General features: G+C 68.4%; 19 protein-coding genes. 3 read left to right on the top strand and 16 right to left on the bottom strand.

Going from position 1 to position 16,677, the window contains the following annotated elements; translation table 11 throughout:
- Positions 1-36: 36 nt before the first annotated feature.
- From era to J7D54_RS07020, 6 genes are all read right to left on the bottom strand, one after another.
- Positions 37-963 (bottom strand): GTPase Era, encoded by a 927-nt coding sequence (gene era, locus J7D54_RS07045; RefSeq protein WP_182764742.1) that lies wholly within the window; start codon positions 961-963, stop codon positions 37-39.
- A complete protein-coding gene (locus J7D54_RS07040) occupies positions 956-2,266 on the bottom strand; it encodes a hemolysin family protein (protein WP_182764743.1) in 1,311 nt (436 codons plus the stop codon). The genes era and J7D54_RS07040 overlap by 8 nt, the downstream gene beginning before the upstream one ends.
- 51 nt (positions 2,267-2,317) lie before the next feature.
- Positions 2,318-3,571, bottom strand: a complete 1,254-nt coding sequence (locus J7D54_RS07035; RefSeq protein ID WP_182764744.1) for an APC family permease — start codon at positions 3,569-3,571, stop codon at positions 2,318-2,320.
- A gap of 43 nt (positions 3,572-3,614) precedes the next feature.
- Positions 3,615-4,076, bottom strand: coding sequence for an rRNA maturation RNase YbeY (gene ybeY / locus J7D54_RS07030; protein ID WP_182764745.1), 462 nt, complete (start codon positions 4,074-4,076; stop codon positions 3,615-3,617).
- The gene (locus tag J7D54_RS07025; RefSeq protein WP_182764873.1) at positions 4,073-5,005 is read right to left on the bottom strand and encodes a PhoH family protein; all 933 of its coding nucleotides are present in this window, start codon (positions 5,003-5,005) and stop codon (positions 4,073-4,075) included. Before J7D54_RS07025 ends, ybeY begins: the two co-directional genes overlap by 4 nt.
- Before the next feature lie 113 nt (positions 5,006-5,118).
- On the bottom strand, positions 5,119-5,553 hold the full coding sequence (locus J7D54_RS07020) for a DUF5709 domain-containing protein (protein WP_182764746.1): 435 nt from the start codon (positions 5,551-5,553) through the stop codon (positions 5,119-5,121).
- 92 nt (positions 5,554-5,645) lie between these two features.
- On the opposite strand from J7D54_RS07020, the gene J7D54_RS07015 reads away from it, so the two are divergent.
- Complete coding sequence (locus J7D54_RS07015; RefSeq protein WP_182764747.1) at positions 5,646-6,335, top strand: queuosine precursor transporter; 690 nt, start codon at positions 5,646-5,648, stop codon at positions 6,333-6,335.
- A gap of 15 nt (positions 6,336-6,350) precedes the next feature.
- Here the strand turns inward: J7D54_RS07015 and tgt are convergent, their stop codons facing one another.
- The 4 genes from tgt to hrcA are packed head-to-tail and all read right to left on the bottom strand — an operon-like array spanning position 6,351 to position 10,493.
- Positions 6,351-7,571 (bottom strand): tRNA guanosine(34) transglycosylase Tgt, encoded by a 1,221-nt coding sequence (gene tgt, locus J7D54_RS07010; protein ID WP_182764748.1) that lies wholly within the window; start codon positions 7,569-7,571, stop codon positions 6,351-6,353.
- Positions 7,568-8,299, bottom strand: coding sequence for a 16S rRNA (uracil(1498)-N(3))-methyltransferase (locus J7D54_RS07005; RefSeq protein ID WP_182764749.1), 732 nt, complete (start codon positions 8,297-8,299; stop codon positions 7,568-7,570). Before J7D54_RS07005 ends, tgt begins: the two co-directional genes overlap by 4 nt.
- Positions 8,296-9,468 carry a molecular chaperone DnaJ gene (gene dnaJ / locus J7D54_RS07000; protein ID WP_182764750.1) on the bottom strand — a complete coding sequence of 391 codons (1,173 nt, stop codon included), beginning with the start codon at positions 9,466-9,468 and terminating at the stop codon, positions 8,296-8,298. The genes J7D54_RS07005 and dnaJ overlap by 4 nt, the downstream gene beginning before the upstream one ends.
- 11 nt (positions 9,469-9,479) lie before the next feature.
- Positions 9,480-10,493, bottom strand: a complete 1,014-nt coding sequence (gene hrcA, locus J7D54_RS06995; protein WP_182764874.1) for a heat-inducible transcriptional repressor HrcA — start codon at positions 10,491-10,493, stop codon at positions 9,480-9,482.
- A gap of 87 nt (positions 10,494-10,580) precedes the next feature.
- Between hrcA and J7D54_RS06990 the strand changes: the two genes are divergently transcribed.
- Positions 10,581-11,348 (top strand): MBL fold metallo-hydrolase, encoded by a 768-nt coding sequence (locus J7D54_RS06990; protein WP_182764751.1) that lies wholly within the window; start codon positions 10,581-10,583, stop codon positions 11,346-11,348.
- A 9-nt stretch (positions 11,349-11,357) separates the two neighbouring features.
- On the opposite strand, the gene J7D54_RS06985 is transcribed toward J7D54_RS06990, so the two are convergent.
- The 6 genes from J7D54_RS06985 to J7D54_RS06960 all read right to left on the bottom strand — a co-directional run bounded on the left by J7D54_RS06985 (position 11,358) and on the right by J7D54_RS06960 (position 15,584).
- Positions 11,358-12,134 carry an inositol monophosphatase gene (locus J7D54_RS06985; RefSeq protein ID WP_182764752.1) on the bottom strand — a complete coding sequence of 259 codons (777 nt, stop codon included), beginning with the start codon at positions 12,132-12,134 and terminating at the stop codon, positions 11,358-11,360.
- Positions 12,135-12,162: 28 nt separating this feature from the next.
- Positions 12,163-13,005, bottom strand: a complete 843-nt coding sequence (locus J7D54_RS06980; RefSeq protein ID WP_182764753.1) for a DUF3097 family protein — start codon at positions 13,003-13,005, stop codon at positions 12,163-12,165.
- A 14-nt stretch (positions 13,006-13,019) separates the two neighbouring features.
- Positions 13,020-13,835, bottom strand: coding sequence for a hypothetical protein (locus J7D54_RS06975; RefSeq protein ID WP_182764754.1), 816 nt, complete (start codon positions 13,833-13,835; stop codon positions 13,020-13,022).
- On the bottom strand, positions 13,820-14,530 hold the full coding sequence (locus J7D54_RS06970) for an ABC transporter ATP-binding protein (RefSeq protein ID WP_182764755.1): 711 nt from the start codon (positions 14,528-14,530) through the stop codon (positions 13,820-13,822). The genes J7D54_RS06975 and J7D54_RS06970 overlap by 16 nt, the downstream gene beginning before the upstream one ends.
- The gene (locus J7D54_RS06965; RefSeq protein ID WP_182764756.1) at positions 14,527-14,904 is read right to left on the bottom strand and encodes a GntR family transcriptional regulator; all 378 of its coding nucleotides are present in this window, start codon (positions 14,902-14,904) and stop codon (positions 14,527-14,529) included. Before J7D54_RS06965 ends, J7D54_RS06970 begins: the two co-directional genes overlap by 4 nt.
- A gap of 107 nt (positions 14,905-15,011) precedes the next feature.
- Positions 15,012-15,584, bottom strand: a complete 573-nt coding sequence (locus J7D54_RS06960) for a CDP-alcohol phosphatidyltransferase family protein (RefSeq protein ID WP_182764757.1) — start codon at positions 15,582-15,584, stop codon at positions 15,012-15,014.
- Positions 15,585-15,656: 72 nt separating this feature from the next.
- Here J7D54_RS06960 and J7D54_RS06955 point away from each other — a divergent pair, with 72 nt between their 5' ends.
- Positions 15,657-16,676 (top strand): glycosyltransferase family 4 protein, encoded by a 1,020-nt coding sequence (locus tag J7D54_RS06955; RefSeq protein ID WP_209455236.1) that lies wholly within the window; start codon positions 15,657-15,659, stop codon positions 16,674-16,676.
- Position 16,677 lies beyond the last annotated feature (1 nt).

Raw genomic sequence — 16,677 nt, 5'->3', positions numbered from 1 at the left:
GAACAATCTGCTCAGTGCAAGCTGAGCGATTTCGGTTCAGAAACCCAGACGGTTGAGGTGTTTCGCGTCGCGTTGCCATTCCTTGAGCACTTTGACGTGCAGGTTGAGGTGCACGCGCGTGCCCAGGAGCCGGTTGATCTGTTCGCGGGCCGTGGTGCCGATCTCCTTCAACCGTGCGCCCCGATGGCCGATGATGATGCCCTTCTGGGAATCGCGTTCCACCACGATGGTGGCGAAGACATCGGTCAAGGGCTTGTCCTCGGGCCGGTCCGCCCGGGGGAGGATCTCGTCGATCGTCACGGCGATCGAGTGGGGCAGTTCCTCCCGCACCCCCTCGAGGGCCGCTTCGCGGATCAGCTCCGCCATGAGTGTCTCCGTGGGCTCGTCGGTGATCTCACCGTCGGGGTAGAACTGCGGGCCCTCGGGCAGCAGGCCGATGAGCGAGTCCCGCACGACGTCGAGCTGGTCGCCCTCCGTGGCGGAGCAGGGCACCACCTCTGACCATTCGATGCCGAGTTCCTCCGCGACCGCGGCGATGTCGACCAGGTGCGACAGGATGCGCTGGGGGTTCACCAGGTCGGTCTTGGTTGCCAGGGCCACCAGCTTCGGCTTGCGCTGGAGTTGGGCGATCTCGCCGATGATGAACTTGTCGCCGGGACCGATGCGCTGGTCACACGGGAGGCAGACACCCACGATGTCGACCGAACCCCACGTCTCGTAGACGAGGTCGTTCAGTCGCTGGCCGAGCAGCGTGCGCGGCTTGTGCAGCCCCGGGGTGTCGATCAGGATCAGCTGGCCGTCGTCACGGGTGACGATGCCGCGCACGACGTGCCGGGTGGTCTGGGGCTTGCTGGAGGCGATGGCGATCTTCTGGCCGACGAGCGCGTTGGTCAGCGTCGACTTGCCCGCGTTGGGCCGGCCCACGAAGCAGGCAAAGCCGGAGCGGAAGGTTGAGTCAGTCATCTGTGTTCTCCTGGGGAATGTGGTGGTCCAGTTCGTCGCGGCTCAGACGGCGCACGAGCACGGTGCCGATCTGGTGGCGGCGGCCGACGGCGCGGTCGGCGACGAGTTCAAGGTCGCCGACGACGGCGCGTGAGCCGGGGATCGGGACGAGGTTGAGAAGCTTTGCCATGAGGCCCCCGGCGGTCTCGACCTCGTCGTCCTCGAGGTCGACGCCGAACAGGGCTCCGAGTTCGTCGAGCGGCAACCGCGAGGAGATCCGGTAGCGACCCTCCCCCAGCTCAGTGACGGCAGGGGTGTCGTGGTCGTATTCGTCGACGATCTCGCCGACGATCTCCTCGAGGATGTCCTCGATGGTGGCCAGTCCTGCGGTGCCGCCGAACTCGTCGATCACCATCACGAGGTGGGAATGGCTGAGCTGCATCTCCCGCAGGAGCTCGCTCACGGGCTTCGAATCCGGGCAGAAGGCTGCGGGGCGCATGATGTCGCCCACCGTCTCCAGCCGTTCGGCGTCCGGGAAGTCGTGGATGCGCTTGGCCACATCCTTCAGGTAGGCCACCCCCAGCACGTCGTCGAGGCTCTCCCCGATGACCGGGATCCGAGAGAAGCCCGAGCGCAGGGCCAGTGACAGGAGTTGGCGCAGCGTTTTGTCGCGGGTGACGAAGACGACGTCGGTGCGGGGCACCATGACTTCCTTGACGATGGTGTCGCCCAGTTCGAAGACCGAGTGGATCATCTTCGATTCGCCGGCCTCGATGAGGTCGTGCGCCTGGGCCATGTCGACGAGATCGCGTAGCTCGGCCTCCGTGGCGAACGGGCCGTCAGCGTACCCCCGTCCGGGGGTCAGCGCGTTGCCGAGGTACACCATGAGTTGGGCGACGGGGCCCAGCACAGTGGTCAGGGCGCTGATCACCGGGCCGAAGGCACGAAGCGTCGCCTCCGGCTTCTGGCGACCGATGGTGCGGGGTGCCACGCCCCAGAGGATGAACGACACCACCAGCATGATCGCGATCGTGGCCAGTGCCCGCTGCCAGTCCACCTCGAACTGGGTGAACATGACGATGGTGGCCACCACGATGGAGCTGATCTCCAGCGCCATCCGCGCGAACATGACGGCGTTGATGGTGGGGGCCGGGTCCTGGGTGATGAGGAGGATGCGGTCGCCGCCGCGCACGTCTTCTTCCACGAGCCGCTCGGCCCGCGACTTGGTGATGACGCTCAGCGCGGTCTCAACCGCAGCCAGCAGCGACGCGCCGATAGCGCAGAGGAGGGCAATGCCCAGTTCAATCCATTCGGACTGCGTCACGGGATTCGATCAACTCGCTCACTCGGAAGACAATTCATGGTGCGTTGGAGTCTAACGCAGCGCTCGTGGCCGCAGCAGGCGCCACATCACTCCGACAGCCAGGACGACCAACCCGCCCAGCACCGACGGCCAGGGCAACGTGGCCACCAGCACCAGGCACAGCAGCGCCCCCACGACCTGCCAGGCCCTGCGGTACCGGCGGTGCTCAGAGTCCTGCGTGTAGGCAGAGACGTTCGCGACGAAGTAGTAGAGCAGCACGCCGAACGACGAGAAGCCGATGGCGCCGCGCAGATCCGCCACCAGGACCACCACGCTGACGACGACTCCGAGCAGCAGTTCGATGCGGTGCGGCACCTTCGTGCGGGGATGTGTGTGGTCGAAGAACCGTGGTAGGTCACCCTCACGAGACATGGCCAGGAACGTACGGCCGATGCCGGACAGCAGCCCCAGGAGCGCCCCGGCGATGGCGGCTGCGGCTCCCCCCGTGAGGATGCCCGAGGCGACGGGATACGCGGTGGCCAGCAACGAGAGCGGCGCGCTGGAGGCCGCCACCGCCTCCGGCCCGACCCAGGTCAGCAGCGATACGGCGACGACGGCGTAGAGCAGCAGCACGATGATGAGCGCCGTGATGATCGCCCTGCCGATGGTGCGCCCCGGGTCGCGCACCTCCTCGCCCATGGTGGCGATGCGTGCATAGCCGGCGAAGGCGAAGAAGAGCAGGCCCGCCGCCTGCAGCACGCCGTAGGGGCTGCCGTCGATGTCCGCCCACCCGAACGTGGCCGTGCCCCGGCCTCCGAACCACGCCACCCCGAGCGCGGTGAAGATCCCGATCAGTGCCAGCGAGGCGAGCACCTTGGCCACCTGGGCCGTGCGGCTCACGCCGAGGAGGTTGACGACGACGAGGGCCCAGACGGCACCCACAGCAACCGGCTTCTCCCAGCCCTGGGGCGCCAGGTAGGCGGCGAAGGCGAGCGCCATGGCGGCCACCGAGGCGGTCTTGCCGATGACGAAGCTCCACCCGGCCAGGTAGCCGGGCCACTCCCCCAGCCGCTCACGCCCGTAGACGTACGTGCCGCCGGCGGCCGGGTACTGCGCAGCCAGTTGCGCCGACGACGTGGCGTTGGCCCAGGCGACCACCGAGGCGATCACCAGGGAGACGAGCAGCAGGTCGCCCGCCGCAGCGGCTGCGGGTGACCAGACGACGAAGACGCCGGCGCCCACCATTGAGGCCACCCCGATGGCGATCGCATCCCACAGCCCCAGGCTGCGCTTCAACTCGGACCGGGCGTGAGGCCGGGTGGACATCGCTACTCCTGAGGGTCGCCAACGGGACGTCGGCCCCAGCCTCTCAGGAGCGTCCGGGCCGTGCCAATTCCCAGGCGGCGATGATCCGGTCGTTGAGCCCGAACATGACGGCCTTCTCCTCCGGCTCCGCGTGGTCGTGGCCCAGCAGGTGCAGCAGGCCGTGGATGAGCAGGTACTCCGCCTCCGCGTCAGGCTCGCGTCCGTTGTCCGCAGCTTGGCGCGCCGTCACCTGCGGGCACAGCACGATGTCGCCGAGGAGGCCCAGCGGCGGCTCCTCGTCTTCATCCGGCGCCCGGAGCTCGTCCATGGGGAAGCTCATCACGTCCGTGGGGCCGGGGAGGTCCATGAACCGCTCGTGGTACTGCGCCATCGTCTCCTCATCGACGAGGACGATCGACAGGTCCGCCTGCGGATGGATCCGCAGTTTGTCGAGCGCGAAGCGAGCCAGTTCGATCAGGCCCAGTTCGTCGGCCTCGGCGCCGGATTCGTTGTTCAGGTCGATCACTGCGCGCGCCTCCGCTCCGTGGCCAGGCTCTCGAACTGGTCGTAGGCGGCCACGATCCGGCCGACGAGCTTGTGGCGGACGACGTCGCGGTTGGTCAGGGTGCAGAACTCGATGTCCTCCACCCCGTCCAGGACGTGCTGGACCCCGCGGAGGCCGCTCTTGATGCCGCCGGGCAGGTCCACCTGGGTGATGTCGCCGGTGACGACGATCTTCGAGTTGAAGCCGAGCCTGGTGAGGAACATCTTCATCTGTTCCATCGACGTGTTCTGGGCCTCGTCGAGGATGATGAACGCGTCGTTGAGCGTGCGGCCGCGCATGTAGGCAAGCGGGGCGACCTCGACGGTGCCGGAGGTGAACAGCTTGGGCACCGATTCTGCGTCCACCATGTCGTGGAGCGCGTCATAGAGCGGCCGCAGGTACGGGTCGATCTTGTCGTTCAGGGTTCCGGGGAGGAAGCCGAGCCGCTCGCCGGCCTCGATGGCCGGGCGGGTCAGGATGATGCGGCTGACCTCTTTGGCCTGCAGCGCCTGCACGGCCTTCGCCATGGCGAGGTAGGTCTTGCCGGTGCCGGCGGGCCCGATGCCGAACACGACGGTGTGCTGGTCGATGGCGTCCACATACCGCTTCTGGTTGAGCGTCTTGGGACGGACGGTGCGGCCACGCGAGGAGATGATGTTCTGGGTGAGCACCTCCGAGGCCGTGGCGTTGGGTTCGTCCGCCATCTGGAGGACCCGTTCGACGGTCTCCGACGTGAGGCCCTGCCCGGTGCGGAGGATGGTGACGAGTTCGGTGATGACGTCAGCGGCCTGCGCCACGTCGACTGCCTTGCCCGACAGGGTCACCTGCCCACCCCGCACATGCAGGTCTGCGGCCAGGTTCTCCTCAAGGATCCGCAGGTACTCGTCGCGGGGGCCGAGGAGGTTGACCATGTCGATCGACGGGGGCACCCCGACGTTACGCACGGCATGCTGCTGGTCGAGAGAGTTGTTGTTCAGGGCAGTTCCTTGATCGGTGGGTACATGGGCTGGTCAGCGCCGATGCATCAGTCTACGTCCAAGGATGCGTCATCCTCGTCGTCGTCGGAGATGATGTGCATCGCAGCCTCTTCGGCGCTGGCGGCACCTCCGCTGAAGCCGACGTCGACACCGAGCGTCTCGCTGCCACCCGGCCCCTGGACCCGCATCAGCCGGCCGGCGCGTTCGCCGCCCACTTCGCGCGGCTCGTCGCCGGGGTTCCAGTGCTCGTCCTGCTCCGGCGTACTGTCCGGCAACTCCTGCTTCACCCGCATGTCGATGGTCTCGCCCTGCCGCATCTCTTCGGCGGTGTTGCCGAAGCCCATGGCGGGCGACCAGTCGTCAGGCGTGATGTAACCCTCATCCAGAACGTCGTCGACCCCGCGGTAGATCAAGGAGTCGTCCGGCTGGAGTTGGTCCAGCTGCACTGATTCTTCAGGAACCGTCTCGGTGATGTCGTCCATGTACTGAGTTTGCCACCAGCGGGCGGGGAGCGGGCACAAACGCGCGGGCGATATATAGTTCCGGGGTGCCGACCAGCCTTGAGGAACAGACCATGAGCGCACAGTTTGCGACCCGCCAGCGCGGCGTCTACGACATCGTCGTGGCCCTGTTCTGTGCGCTTCTGCTGATCTCCAACGTGTCCGCGGTCAAGCTCATCCAGTTCGGCCCGGATGTGGAGGTCTTCGGCTTCCCCATCCTGCCGATCATCACCGACGGGGGCGCGTTCCTGTTCCCCCTCACGTACGTGATCGGCGACGTGCTGGCCGAGGTCTACGGCATGCGGGGCGCCAAGCGGGCGATCTTCATCGGCTTCTCCGTCTCCATCCTGGCGTCGCTGACCTTCCTGGTCGTCGGCGCCGCTCCCCCGGCCGCGGACTGGGGCAACCAGGCGGCGTTCGAGGCGGTGCTGGGCTTCGTGCCGCGGATCGTGCTGGCCTCGGCCCTGGGCTACCTCGCCGGGCAGTTGCTCAACGCCTGGGTGCTGGTCAAGCTCAAGCAGCGCACCCGCGAGGGCGGCCTGTGGGCCAGGCTCCTGGGCTCCACAGTGGTGGGCGAGGCGGCAGACACCATCATCTTCTGCACCGTGGCCTTCGCCGGCATCATCACCGGCGGCACCCTGCTGAACTACATCCTGGTGGGCTACGTCTACAAGGTGGTGGTCGAGGTGGTGTTCCTGCCGGTGACCTACCAGGTGATCAAGCTCGTGAAGCGCCACGAACCCTCCTACGACGACGTCGCCTGAGGGTTCCGGCGGCGGTCAACGACCGCTGTAGAAGCTGCCCAAGAACTCGTCACGGAAGGCGTGGAACGAGCCGTCCTTCAACGTCTGGCGCAGCGTGTCGACCAACCGCACCGTGAACCGTTCGTTGTGGATGGTGGCCAGCGTCGACGCCAGCATCTCCTTGGCCTTGAACAGGTGGTGCAGGTAGGCCCGGGTGTAGTGCGTGCAGGTGTAGCAGTCGCAGCCGTCCTCCAGGGGGATGAACGAGCGACGGTGGGCCGCGGTGTTGACGTTGTAGCGCCCGTCGGCGGTGTAGATGGCCGCATTGCGGGCCACGCGTGACGGGTTGACGCAGTCGAACGTGTCGGCCCCCATCTCGACGGCGGCGAAGAGGTCGTCCGGCTCGGAGATGCCCAGCAGGTGGCGGGGCTTGCGTTCGGGGAGTTCCTCGACCATCCAGCCGATGATCTGCCCCAGGTTCTCCTTCTCGAGCGCCCCACCCAGGCCGAAGCCGTCGAAGCCGTGGCCGTCCACCTCCAGGGCCGCAAGGCCCTGGGCGGCCCGACGTCGGAGGTCCTCGTACTGGGCGCCCTGGATGACGCCGAACAGCGCCTGATAGGGCTTGTCGGCGCGTTCCCTGGTCAGCCGCGCGTGTTCCGCCAGGCAGCGCACCGCCCAGGCGTGCGTGCGCGCCACGGAATCCTCCTGGTAGCCGCGGGTGTTCATCAACGTGGTCAGCTCGTCGAAGGCGAACATGATGTCGGCACCCAACTCGTGCTGGATACGCATCGAGATCTCCGGGGTGAACCGGTGCATGGTGCCGTTGAGGTGCGACTTGAACGTCACGCCGTCGTCGTCGACGTGGGCGCGGCGCTCCTTGCCCTCGGCGATGACGTCGTCGTCGACCATCCCCCTGGTGTCCATGGCCAGCACCTTCTTGAAGCCGGCGCCCAGGCTCATCACCTGGAACCCGCCGGAATCCGTGAAGGTCGGCCCGGGCCAGTTCATGAACCTGCCGAGGCCACCGGCCTCGTCGACGATGTCGGAGCCCGGCTGGAGGTACAGGTGGTAGGCGTTGGCCAACACGGCCTGCGCGCCGGTGGCGGCGACGGATTCGGGAAGGACCGCCTTCACCGTGGCCTTGGTACCGACGGCGATGAACGCCGGGGTCTCGATGGGGCCGTGCGGAGTGTGAATGACGCCAGCCCGCCCCGGGGCACCGTCAAGGCGGTGGGTGACGTCGAACGAGAAGCTCATCGGCGCGCCAGCACGTCGAGCTGGCCCAGCGCCACCGCAGCGGCGGTGGAGGTGCGCAGCACCCCGTCGCTGATCAGCACCGCCTGCGCACCGGCCGCGACGAAGGCCTCCAGCTCCTCCGGCGAGATGCCACCCTCCGGACCGACGATGACGAGGCCGATGCCCTCGTCGGGAAGTTCGACCTGGGCGATGTGCAACGCGGCGTCCTCGTGCAACACGAGGGCCAGGTCCGCCTGACGGATCGCCTCGACGACCTGCGCCGTGGCGGCCGCCTCGACCACCGGGACGGCGAAGCGGCGCGACTGCTTGGCCGCCTCGCGCGCCGTCGCCTGCCAGCGTTCGAGCGCCTTGGATCCCCGGTCACCCTGCCAGCGCACGATCGAGCGCGACGCCTGCCACGCCAGGATGCGCCGGGTGCCCAGCTCCGTGGCCATCTGCACCGCAAGGTCGCTGCGGTCCCCCTTGGCCAGCGCCTGGACGACGCACCACCGCAGGGCGAGAGGCTCGTCGTCGAACACCTCGGTCACCTCGACCGTGAGCTCACGCTTCGCGGCGTCCACGACCGTGCCCCGCACCCCGAGTCCTTCGCCGTTGGCGAGGATCACGCTCTCCCCTGTCAGGATCCGCTTCACGCTGACGGCGTGGTGGGCCTCATCGCCGATGACGACGACGCGCTGGCCAGGCCGGACGGTGTCGTCGAACGTGGCGAGGAAGAGGGGATCTGTCACGAGAACCACTCGCTCAGCTTGCCGAAGACACCCGCTTTGCCCGGCTTGGCGGTGACCGCCTCCGCCCGGATCTCGTCGCGGGCCTCGGCGAGCTGGAGCATCAGGTCGCGCTGGTGGTCGTCGAGCCTGGTGGGGGTCTGCACCAGCAGGGTGACGCCCAGGTCTCCCCGGCCACCGCCGCGCAGGCGCGGCACGCCGCGGCCCTTCAGCGCGATCCGGGTGCCGGACTGGGTGCCGGACGGCACCTCGAGGGAGACGGTGCGGTCCTCGACGTCGGACTTCTCCCACTCCGCCTCGAGGGTGGTGACGGCGACGGTGGTGCCGAGCGCAGCGGCGGTCATGGGGAGCTTGACGACCATCTCGAGGTTGTCGCCGTCTCGGCGGAAGCTCTCGTGGCTGTTGACGGCCAGCTCGACGTAGAGATCGCCGGCGGGGCCACCGCCCGGGCCCACCTCGCCCTGGCCCTCGAGATGGATCCGGATGCCCGTGGAGACACCGGCGGGGATCTTCACCTGGAGGGTGCGGGTGGTGCGCACGCGGCCCTCACCGGAACACTCGCCGCAGGGCCGCGGGATGATCGTGCCGTAGCCACGGCACGTCGGGCACGCCTGCGAGGTGCGGATGTCGCCGAGGAAGCTGCGCTGGATCTGGGTGATGTCGCCGTTACCGTTACAGGTCGAGCACGTCACCGGCTCAGAGCCGGGTTCGCCGCCGGAGCCGGTGCACTTCGGGCAGACGACGGCGGTGGCGACCTTCACCGGCTTGGTCACGCCGAACACTGCCTCGTGCAGCTCCAGGGAGACGCGCACCAGCGCGTCCTGGCCCTGGCGCACGCGGGAACGCGGCCCGCGGCTGCCGGCCTGGCCGAACATGGCGTCGACGAGGTTGGTGAAGTCGAAGCCACCGGCGAACCCGCCGCCGAAGCCCGAGAAGCCCGCACCGGCCGCACCCGCCATGGGGTCACCGCCACGGTCGAAGACCGCACGCTTGTTCGGGTCGCTCAGCACCTCGTAGGCCTCGCTGAGTTCCTTGAACTTCTCTGCGGCCTCGGCGTCCTCGTGGGCGACGTCGGGGTGGACCTTCATGGCACGTCGGCGGTAGGCCTTCTTGATGCCTTCAGGGGTTGCGTCGCGTTCGACACCGAGGATGGCGTAGTAATCCTTGCTCATATTTCTTGCGTTCAGCCTTCGTTGAGGAATCTGCTCACGTAACGAGCCACGGCGCGCACCGCGGCGATGGTGGACGGGTAGTCCATCCGGGTGGGTCCGACGACGCCGAGGCCCGCCCGGAAATCGGCACCGTATCCGGAGGCCACCAGTGATGTCGACTGGAACCCCTGGGCGGTGTTCTCCTGCCCGATGCGGACGGTGACATCGTCGCCGCCCGCCTCGCCGAGGAGACGCATGAGGACGACCTGCTCCTCGAGAGCCTCCAACAGGGGGCGCATGTTGGTCTCGAAGGCGGCGCCGGCCAGGTTCGGGACGCCGGCCACCACCACCTGCGAAGCGGGTTCGGCAGCGATGGTTTCCAGGACCGTCGCGACGACCGGGGCGGAGAACGCCCGGTCCTCCGGTGCGATGGTGTCGAGCACCCTCACCAGGGCGTCGGCGGCATCCGCAGCGGCCCGGCCCACCGTCGCGGAGGCCAACTTCTGCCGCAGACCGTGCAGACGGGCCTCATCCAGCGCCGGAGCATCGAGGACGCTCTGGTCCACCCGCCCCGAGGACTGCACGACGATCACCATCAGACGTTCGGCGGTCAGAGAGACCAGTTCGATGTGCCGGATGACGTCGTGCTGCGCCACGGGGTACTGCACGATGGCGACCTGCCGGGTCAGTTGGGCAAGGAGGCGGACGGTGCGCATCACGAGGTCGTCGATGTCAGCGGTGCCGTTCATGAACGTGGTGATGGCGGTGCGTTCCGCCCCCGACAACGGCTTGATGCGCGCGAGTTTGTCGACGAAGAGCCGGTAACCCTTGTCTGTGGGGATCCGGCCGGCGCTGGTGTGGGGCTGCGTGATGTAGCCCTCCTCCTCCAACGCCGCCATGTCGTTGCGGACGGTGGCTGCCGAGACGTCAAGCTTGTGCCGCTCCACGAGGGCCTTCGAGCCGACCGGCTCACGACTGGCCACGTAGTCGGTCACGATTGCCTTCAGGACTTCGAGCTTTCGGTCGTCGAACTTGCGGTCGTCTATCACGTCACCTCCACACTTGGTGCAGCAGCCCAATCATTGGCACTCTCGTTTACCGAGTGCCAGTGTACCGCCCCTACGATGGGCATCATGACACTCGACTGGACCCCCGTGACCGACCGCGTCTTCGTGACCACCGTGGAACCCCACCGGGTCAACATCGGGCTGATCGTGGGCGAGACCGGGGCGATGCTGATCGACACCGGCAACTCGCCCGAGCAGGGTGCGGAGATCCTCGCCTCGGCCACCGCGCTGGCCGGCGTCCCAGTGACGCACGTCCTGCTGACCCACGATCACCACGACCACGTCAAAGGCCTGGCCGGCATGGGGGGCGAGGTCATCTCCATCGCGCACGAGAAGCTCACGGCTGTTCCGGTCTCCCGCACGTTCTCGATGGCGCTGGCGGTGGATCTCGGCAACCTGCGGGTGGAGGCGCTGCACTTCGGCGAGGGCCACACCGACAACGATGTGCTGGTCTTCCTGCCCGGCGAGAACGTCGTCTTCGCCGGCGACCTCCTGGAGGAGGGCTCGGACCCGCAGATCGACGACCGCGGTTCGCTGAGCAACTGGCCCACCGTGCTCGACGGTGTCCTGGGCGCCGCCAACGCCACGACGCGGTTCGTGCCCGGCCACGGCGCTGTTGTCGACCGCGACTACGCGTTCATCCAGCGCGCCGAGATCGGCATGCTCTACGGCCAGACCGAGATGCTGATCCACCAGGGCACGAAACTGGAGGACGCGGCGGCGGCCACGGAGTGGCCCTTCACCGCCGAGACGCTCGCCGTGGCCCTCCCGAAGGCCTATGCCGAGCTGAGGGCCAAGGGCGTCGTGCCGAAGCGACACCTGCCCCTGATCTGAGCGCGAACCTCAGATGATGGGCCAGTTCTGCTGGGCCACCATCCAGCTGAGCGTGTCGCCGGCGACCAGCAGGCCACCGCGCGAGCGTGAGGTGAGGCTGTAATCCATGCCGTCGATCGTGCGGCTGATGCCGCCGTTCTCCACCACCATCAAGGACCCCGCGAGGTGGTCCCACGGGTGCAGGCTCGAGTAGAACATGAAGTCGAAGGTGCCGTCGAGGACGGCCGGGTAGTCGAAGCAGCACGCGAAGTGGCTGCGCACCACGGGGCTCAGCTTGCCGTCGGCGTCGAAGCCCCGGAGCTTGCGCTTGGAAGAGGCGCCCAGCGGCGGGCGGTCATGGCGCCGTCGTTCGATGGGGCCGCCGTTGAGCTGTACCCCGGCCCCCCGCTCGGCGACATAGGCTCGGCCTGTCTGCGGCTGCCAGATCCAGCCCCGGGTGGTGACGCCGCCGCGGACCTCGGCGAGGATGACGCCGTGTTCGTCGCGGCCGTGGACGAAGTTCCGGGTGCCGTCGATGGGGTCGATGATGAAGGCATGGTCCGCGTTGCCCAGGCCCTTGAGGAGCGACGGGTCCGCGAAGACGGCCTCCTCCCCCACGACGACGGCGTTCGGGAAGGCTTCCTTCAGCCGGCGGGTGAGGTACACCTCGGATTCGTGGTCTGCGACGGTGACGAGGTCTCCGGGCTTCTTCTCGTCGACGTCGGTGTCGGCCAACAGCCTGAACCGCGGGGTGATGATCTCCGCAGCGGTCTCCTTGAGCAGGCCCAGAATGCCTTCGGTGTCCATGTCGCCTACCTTAGTGGTCTGTCCGGGGTCAGGCGCCGAGGTGGTCCTGCGTGACGAAATCGATGAGGGTCTCCACCTTGGTGTTCAGTTGTGGCTCGAGGTCGCGCCAGCTGCTGACCCGCGCGAGGATCGCCTGCCAGCCGCGCGCGATGTCCGCCTGGTCCGCGTGCGGCAGGTTGAGGGCCTTGAGGGTGCCGAGTTTGAAGTCGACGTCGCGGGGCACCACCGGCCAGGCCTTGCGGCCGATGCGGGCCGGGCGGACGGCCTGCCAGATGTCGATGAACTCGTGCCCCTCGATGAGGACGACGTCGCGGTGGCCGGCGCGGTAGACCTCGGCCGCGATCCGCGACTCCTTCGAGCCGGGCACCAGGTGGTCGACCAGCACGCCCAGCCGACGACCGGGCTCGGGCCCGAAGTCCTGCACGATGCGCGGCAGGTCGTCGATGCCGCCCAGGTATTCGACGACGACGCCCACGTGCCGGAGGTCCTCCCCCCACACCTTCTCGATGAGTTCCGCGTCGTGGCGGCCTTCGACGTAGATGCGGCTGGGCAGCGCGACCTTGGCCTTGACGCGCTCCTGGCTCGCCCTGGAGCCGGAGGCGGTGTACTTGGGCCTGACCGGCCCGCCCCGCAGCGGGGCCCGGAGCGCGACGGGCTCGCCCTCCAGCAGGAAGCCGGGCCCGAACGGGGCGGAGCGGCGTTTGCCGTGCCGGTCCTCCAACACCACGAGGCCGTTCTCCCAGCCGACCACCGCGCCGCAGAAGTCGTCGAACTCGACCACCTGGTCAAGCTCGACTGCCACGTCACGGGTCTGCTTCAGATGGGCCTTCTGCCAGCCCGGTGCCAAGACGTCTCGCGCGTATCTGTCCACGGCGGACGACGCTATCAGCGCAACTCCACCTTCTTGTCGAACGACACCGACGCCCAGACAATCGCCACTGCCGAGAGCACCAGCATCGTCAGGAACATTCCGACGGGGACGACGCTCTGCTCCTCGATCGTGAAGATGTTGACCAGGCGGGCCTGGAAGCCCACCGTCCCCGCTTCGTCGAAGACCAACTGCAACGGGAGGAACGCGCCGAGGATGGCGGTGACCTGACCGACCACGTAGAAGAGGAACCACACCAGGACGGGACCCCCGATCCCCATCTTGCTGCTCCACGCTTCGCTGCCGACGGCCGCCGCGAAGTAGTACGACGCGAGCCAGACGAAGGGCCAGACGAGGATGAACGCGACCAACAGGGCGATCACCCAGCCAGGGAGCATCCGCCCCATCGCGTCGAGCGCGCCGGCGATGGCGTCGTTGACACCCCCCACCGATCCGCCGCCCACCACGGCGAAGGACACTGCGGCCAGATAACCCAGCCCTGCGGCGACCACCAGGGCGATGACGCTCAGCACGTAGGCGTAGAGCAACTTCACCCAGTAGATCGTCGAGCCCTTCACGGGGATGGCCCGCGTGAGGTACCCCGTCTTCGAGTAGGACGAGCGGTAGAAGTCGAACCCGAGCCACACGGGCACCGCGGTGGGCACGGCGGCCGCGCCTACGACGGTGAGCACGGCGAACAGGGTGTTGATCGGGGCAGGTAGGAGGACGGCGGCCAGCGTCGCCAGACCGACGACGAGTACCGCTCCCGCGACGATGATGAGGTACCAGCGCAGGGTGCGCCGGATTTCGTGCTTGATCAGTTTGCCGACCATCGGTAGACCTCCCGGAATAGCTGGTCAATGGACATGTTGCGCTCGGCCCGCAGGTCGTCGACCGAACCGCTGAGCAGGATCTGCCCGTAACGCATGAACGCGAAGGAATCGAGGACGGGCTCGAGATCGTGGATGAGGTGGGTGGAGATGAGGACCAGCGCGTCCTCCGGGAGATCCCGGACGATGGCGGCGAGCAGGACTTCCCGTGCCGCAGGGTCGACGCCGGAGATGGGTTCGTCCAGGAGGAAGACCTTCGCGTCGCGCGACATGGCCAGGGCCACCTGGACCTTCTCCCGCATGCCCTTGGAGAGCGTGTTGAGTTTGCGGTGGGTGTCCAACTGGAAGAACTTGAGCAGGTCGCGGCACTTGGCCTCGCTGAAATCAGCGAAGAAGTCCTTGAACATGCCCACGCAGCCGTCGATGGTGTCGTTGTCTGCCAGGAAGCTCGCGTCGGGCAGGAAGCTGACCATCGCCTTGGTGTCCGGCCCGATGGGGGTGCCGTGCACACGGACCTCGCCGTCGTACTGCGTCAGTGCCCCGGCCAACACCTTCAACAGGGTGGTCTTGCCAGAGCCGTTCTCCCCGAGCAGCCCGACGATCTGGCCGCCCTCGAGCGAGAGGTTCAGGTCGTTGAGGGCAGGGAACGCGCCGTACTTCTTGGTCACGTGGGCGATCTGGATCGCCGGTGCTGTCATTCTGGGGCTCCTTCTGCAGGGGCCGACCAGCGTCGGCCCAGTAGGTCGCGGGCGGCGGTGAGGCTCATGCCGAGCCCCTGGGCCCGCCGCGCGAAGTCATCTGCCGCGCCCGCCGCGAGACCGAGGCGGGCCTGCTCGATGACGGCCGGGTCGTCGGTGACGAAACGGCCGGTGGTCCTCTCGGACCTGGTCATGCCCTGCCGCTCGAGTTCGGCGAGGGCGCGTTGGACGGTGTTGGGGTTCACCTTCAGCTCGCCAGCCAGGTCGCGGACCCCGGAGATCCGCGCCCCCGCTTCCCACTGACCGGTGACGATGCGACGGATGAACTCGTCGACCAACTGAAGCCAGATAGGGCTGCTTGCGTCGAACTCCATCTCACCTCCCGGTGTCTCACTGTATTAGGTGATTAATACAGTAGCACACGCGAGCGATCGCGCAGGGGCTCCTGCGAATCGGTTGCGTCCGGGGTGCGGCCGGTGGCTCAGGACGCGCGGCGCCGTTCCTGGAAACGGATGTCGCGGGCGAAGGAGTAGGCCACGAGCGCGACGGTGACGCCGGTGCTCCACTGCACCACCGTGACGGGAACAACCGGCGCCAGGGCCGTGACGGTCACGAGGGCCTGCAGGCCGCCGATGAGCCGACGCGACTGCCGGAACGGCAACGGGAGGAGCCACTGCGTCCGCAACCTGCCGCCCAGCAGGAACAGATAGCGCGCGGCGCCCATCAGCAGGATCCAGGGAGCCAGCGGCACCAGCGCAAGGCTGAGCACGAGGAGCACCGCCGAATCGACCGCGACGTCCCAGCGGGCGCCCCGCTCGGTCACGGTGTTCGTGCGGCGCGCCACGGCGCCGTCCACGGCATCCAGCACCGCCGTCGGCAGGGCGACGAGGAACAGCGCCCAACTGCGCCCCGGCGGGTATCCGAGGTAGCCGAGAACCACCAGCACGGCGCAGACGCCGCCGAGCGCCGCCCTGGCCAGCGTGATCCGGTCCGCCGGGGTCAGCCTCAGCTCCGTCACCCAGCGGCCCAGTCTCGCGGAGGTGGGGGTGCTCATCGCTTGAGCCTAGCGGCGGCGCTCCGGCGGGTGGCTGCTTATGATGCAGAAGACGTCCAACGAGGAGGCACCGTGGCCCCGATCGGTTTCGCGCACTGGCGCAGCCCCCAGGCCAGCGGCGGCAACCGCTACGACGACGAGCTCATCGCGGGCCTGCCGGCCGCCGGGGTCGACCTCCGGGTGAGACCGGTGAAGGGCGCTTGGCCACTACCCACCGACAGCGAGCGGCGGGCCCTCCCCCACCTGCTCGCCACCTGCGACGAGTGGTTGGTCGACAACATCGTCGGTTCCGCAGCGCCCGAGGCGATCATCGACGCTGTGGGACAGGGCCGTCGGGTGACGCTCCTGATGCACTACTTCCCCGCCGATGACCCGTCCCTGTCGCGGGAGGAGCGCGCCCAGCTGGGCGCGTCCGAGGCGCTGGCGGTCCGGGCGGCCAGCCGGTTGGTGGTCCCCAGCGCGTGGGCCGCAGCCGAGGTCGCCGGGCGCTATGGTCGCCACGACGCCGTGGTGGCGCGGCCCGGGGTGGCGACGGGGCCGGGGCCGGGGTCGTCGGCGGGAACGCCGTCGTTGCTGTGGCTGTCGAGGCTCACTCCCGGCAAGGACCCGATGACTTTCATCGAGGCGCTGGCCCACCTGCCGGACCTGGAGTGGACGGCGCGCCTCGTCGGCCCCGCCGATGTGGACCCCACCCTCACGCGGTTGGTCGTTGCGCGGATCGCCGAGCTCGGCATGGCTGGGCGCGTCTCCGTCACCGGAGCACGCACCGGCCCCGCGCTCGAGGATGTGTGGACCGGCACCGATCTGCTGATCCACACCTCGCGCGCCGAGATGTACGGCATGGTCGTCGCGGAGGCGGCCGCCCGCGGGATCCCCTCGATCGTCAGCGGCGGCACCGGGGCTGTCGAGGCCCAGACGAGCGGTGCGCAGTTCTCCCCCGCCGACAGCGTCGGCCTGTCCGCGGAACTGCGCGCCTGGCTCACCGACGCCGACCTGCGGCGGCGTTGGAGGGCGGAGGCGCTGGCCGGCCGCGCTGGGATCCAGACGTGGTCCGACACGGTGGCGACGGTGGCCGCCGCTCTGAGGGCGTGAG

The organism is Tessaracoccus sp. MC1865, assembly GCF_017815535.1.
Classification (GTDB): domain Bacteria; phylum Actinomycetota; class Actinomycetes; order Propionibacteriales; family Propionibacteriaceae; genus Arachnia.
Note: the sequence above shows the minus strand (reverse complement) of the source record. Positions and strands in the feature narration are given on the sequence as shown.

Coding starts and splice junctions, on each gene's coding strand:
- dnaJ (WP_182764750.1), bottom strand. CDS start 9,468: ATGAGCAAGGATTACTACGCCATCCTCGGTGTCGAACGCGACGCAACC.
- J7D54_RS06975 (WP_182764754.1), bottom strand. CDS start 13,835: ATGGTCGGCAAACTGATCAAGCACGAAATCCGGCGCACCCTGCGCTGG.
- J7D54_RS07025 (WP_182764873.1), bottom strand. CDS start 5,005: ATGGTCAACCTCCTCGGCCCCCGCGACGAGTACCTGCGGATCCTTGAG.
- tgt (WP_182764748.1), bottom strand. CDS start 7,571: ATGAGCTTCTCGTTCGACGTCACCCACCGCCTTGACGGTGCCCCGGGG.
- era (WP_182764742.1), bottom strand. CDS start 963: ATGACTGACTCAACCTTCCGCTCCGGCTTTGCCTGCTTCGTGGGCCGG.
- J7D54_RS07015 (WP_182764747.1), top strand. CDS start 5,646: ATGAGCGCACAGTTTGCGACCCGCCAGCGCGGCGTCTACGACATCGTC.
- J7D54_RS07035 (WP_182764744.1), bottom strand. CDS start 3,571: ATGTCCACCCGGCCTCACGCCCGGTCCGAGTTGAAGCGCAGCCTGGGG.
- J7D54_RS06985 (WP_182764752.1), bottom strand. CDS start 12,134: ATGGACACCGAAGGCATTCTGGGCCTGCTCAAGGAGACCGCTGCGGAG.
- J7D54_RS06990 (WP_182764751.1), top strand. CDS start 10,581: ATGACACTCGACTGGACCCCCGTGACCGACCGCGTCTTCGTGACCACC.
- J7D54_RS06960 (WP_182764757.1), bottom strand. CDS start 15,584: ATGAGCACCCCCACCTCCGCGAGACTGGGCCGCTGGGTGACGGAGCTG.
- J7D54_RS06970 (WP_182764755.1), bottom strand. CDS start 14,530: ATGACAGCACCGGCGATCCAGATCGCCCACGTGACCAAGAAGTACGGC.
- J7D54_RS07020 (WP_182764746.1), bottom strand. CDS start 5,553: ATGGACGACATCACCGAGACGGTTCCTGAAGAATCAGTGCAGCTGGAC.
- J7D54_RS06965 (WP_182764756.1), bottom strand. CDS start 14,904: ATGGAGTTCGACGCAAGCAGCCCTATCTGGCTTCAGTTGGTCGACGAG.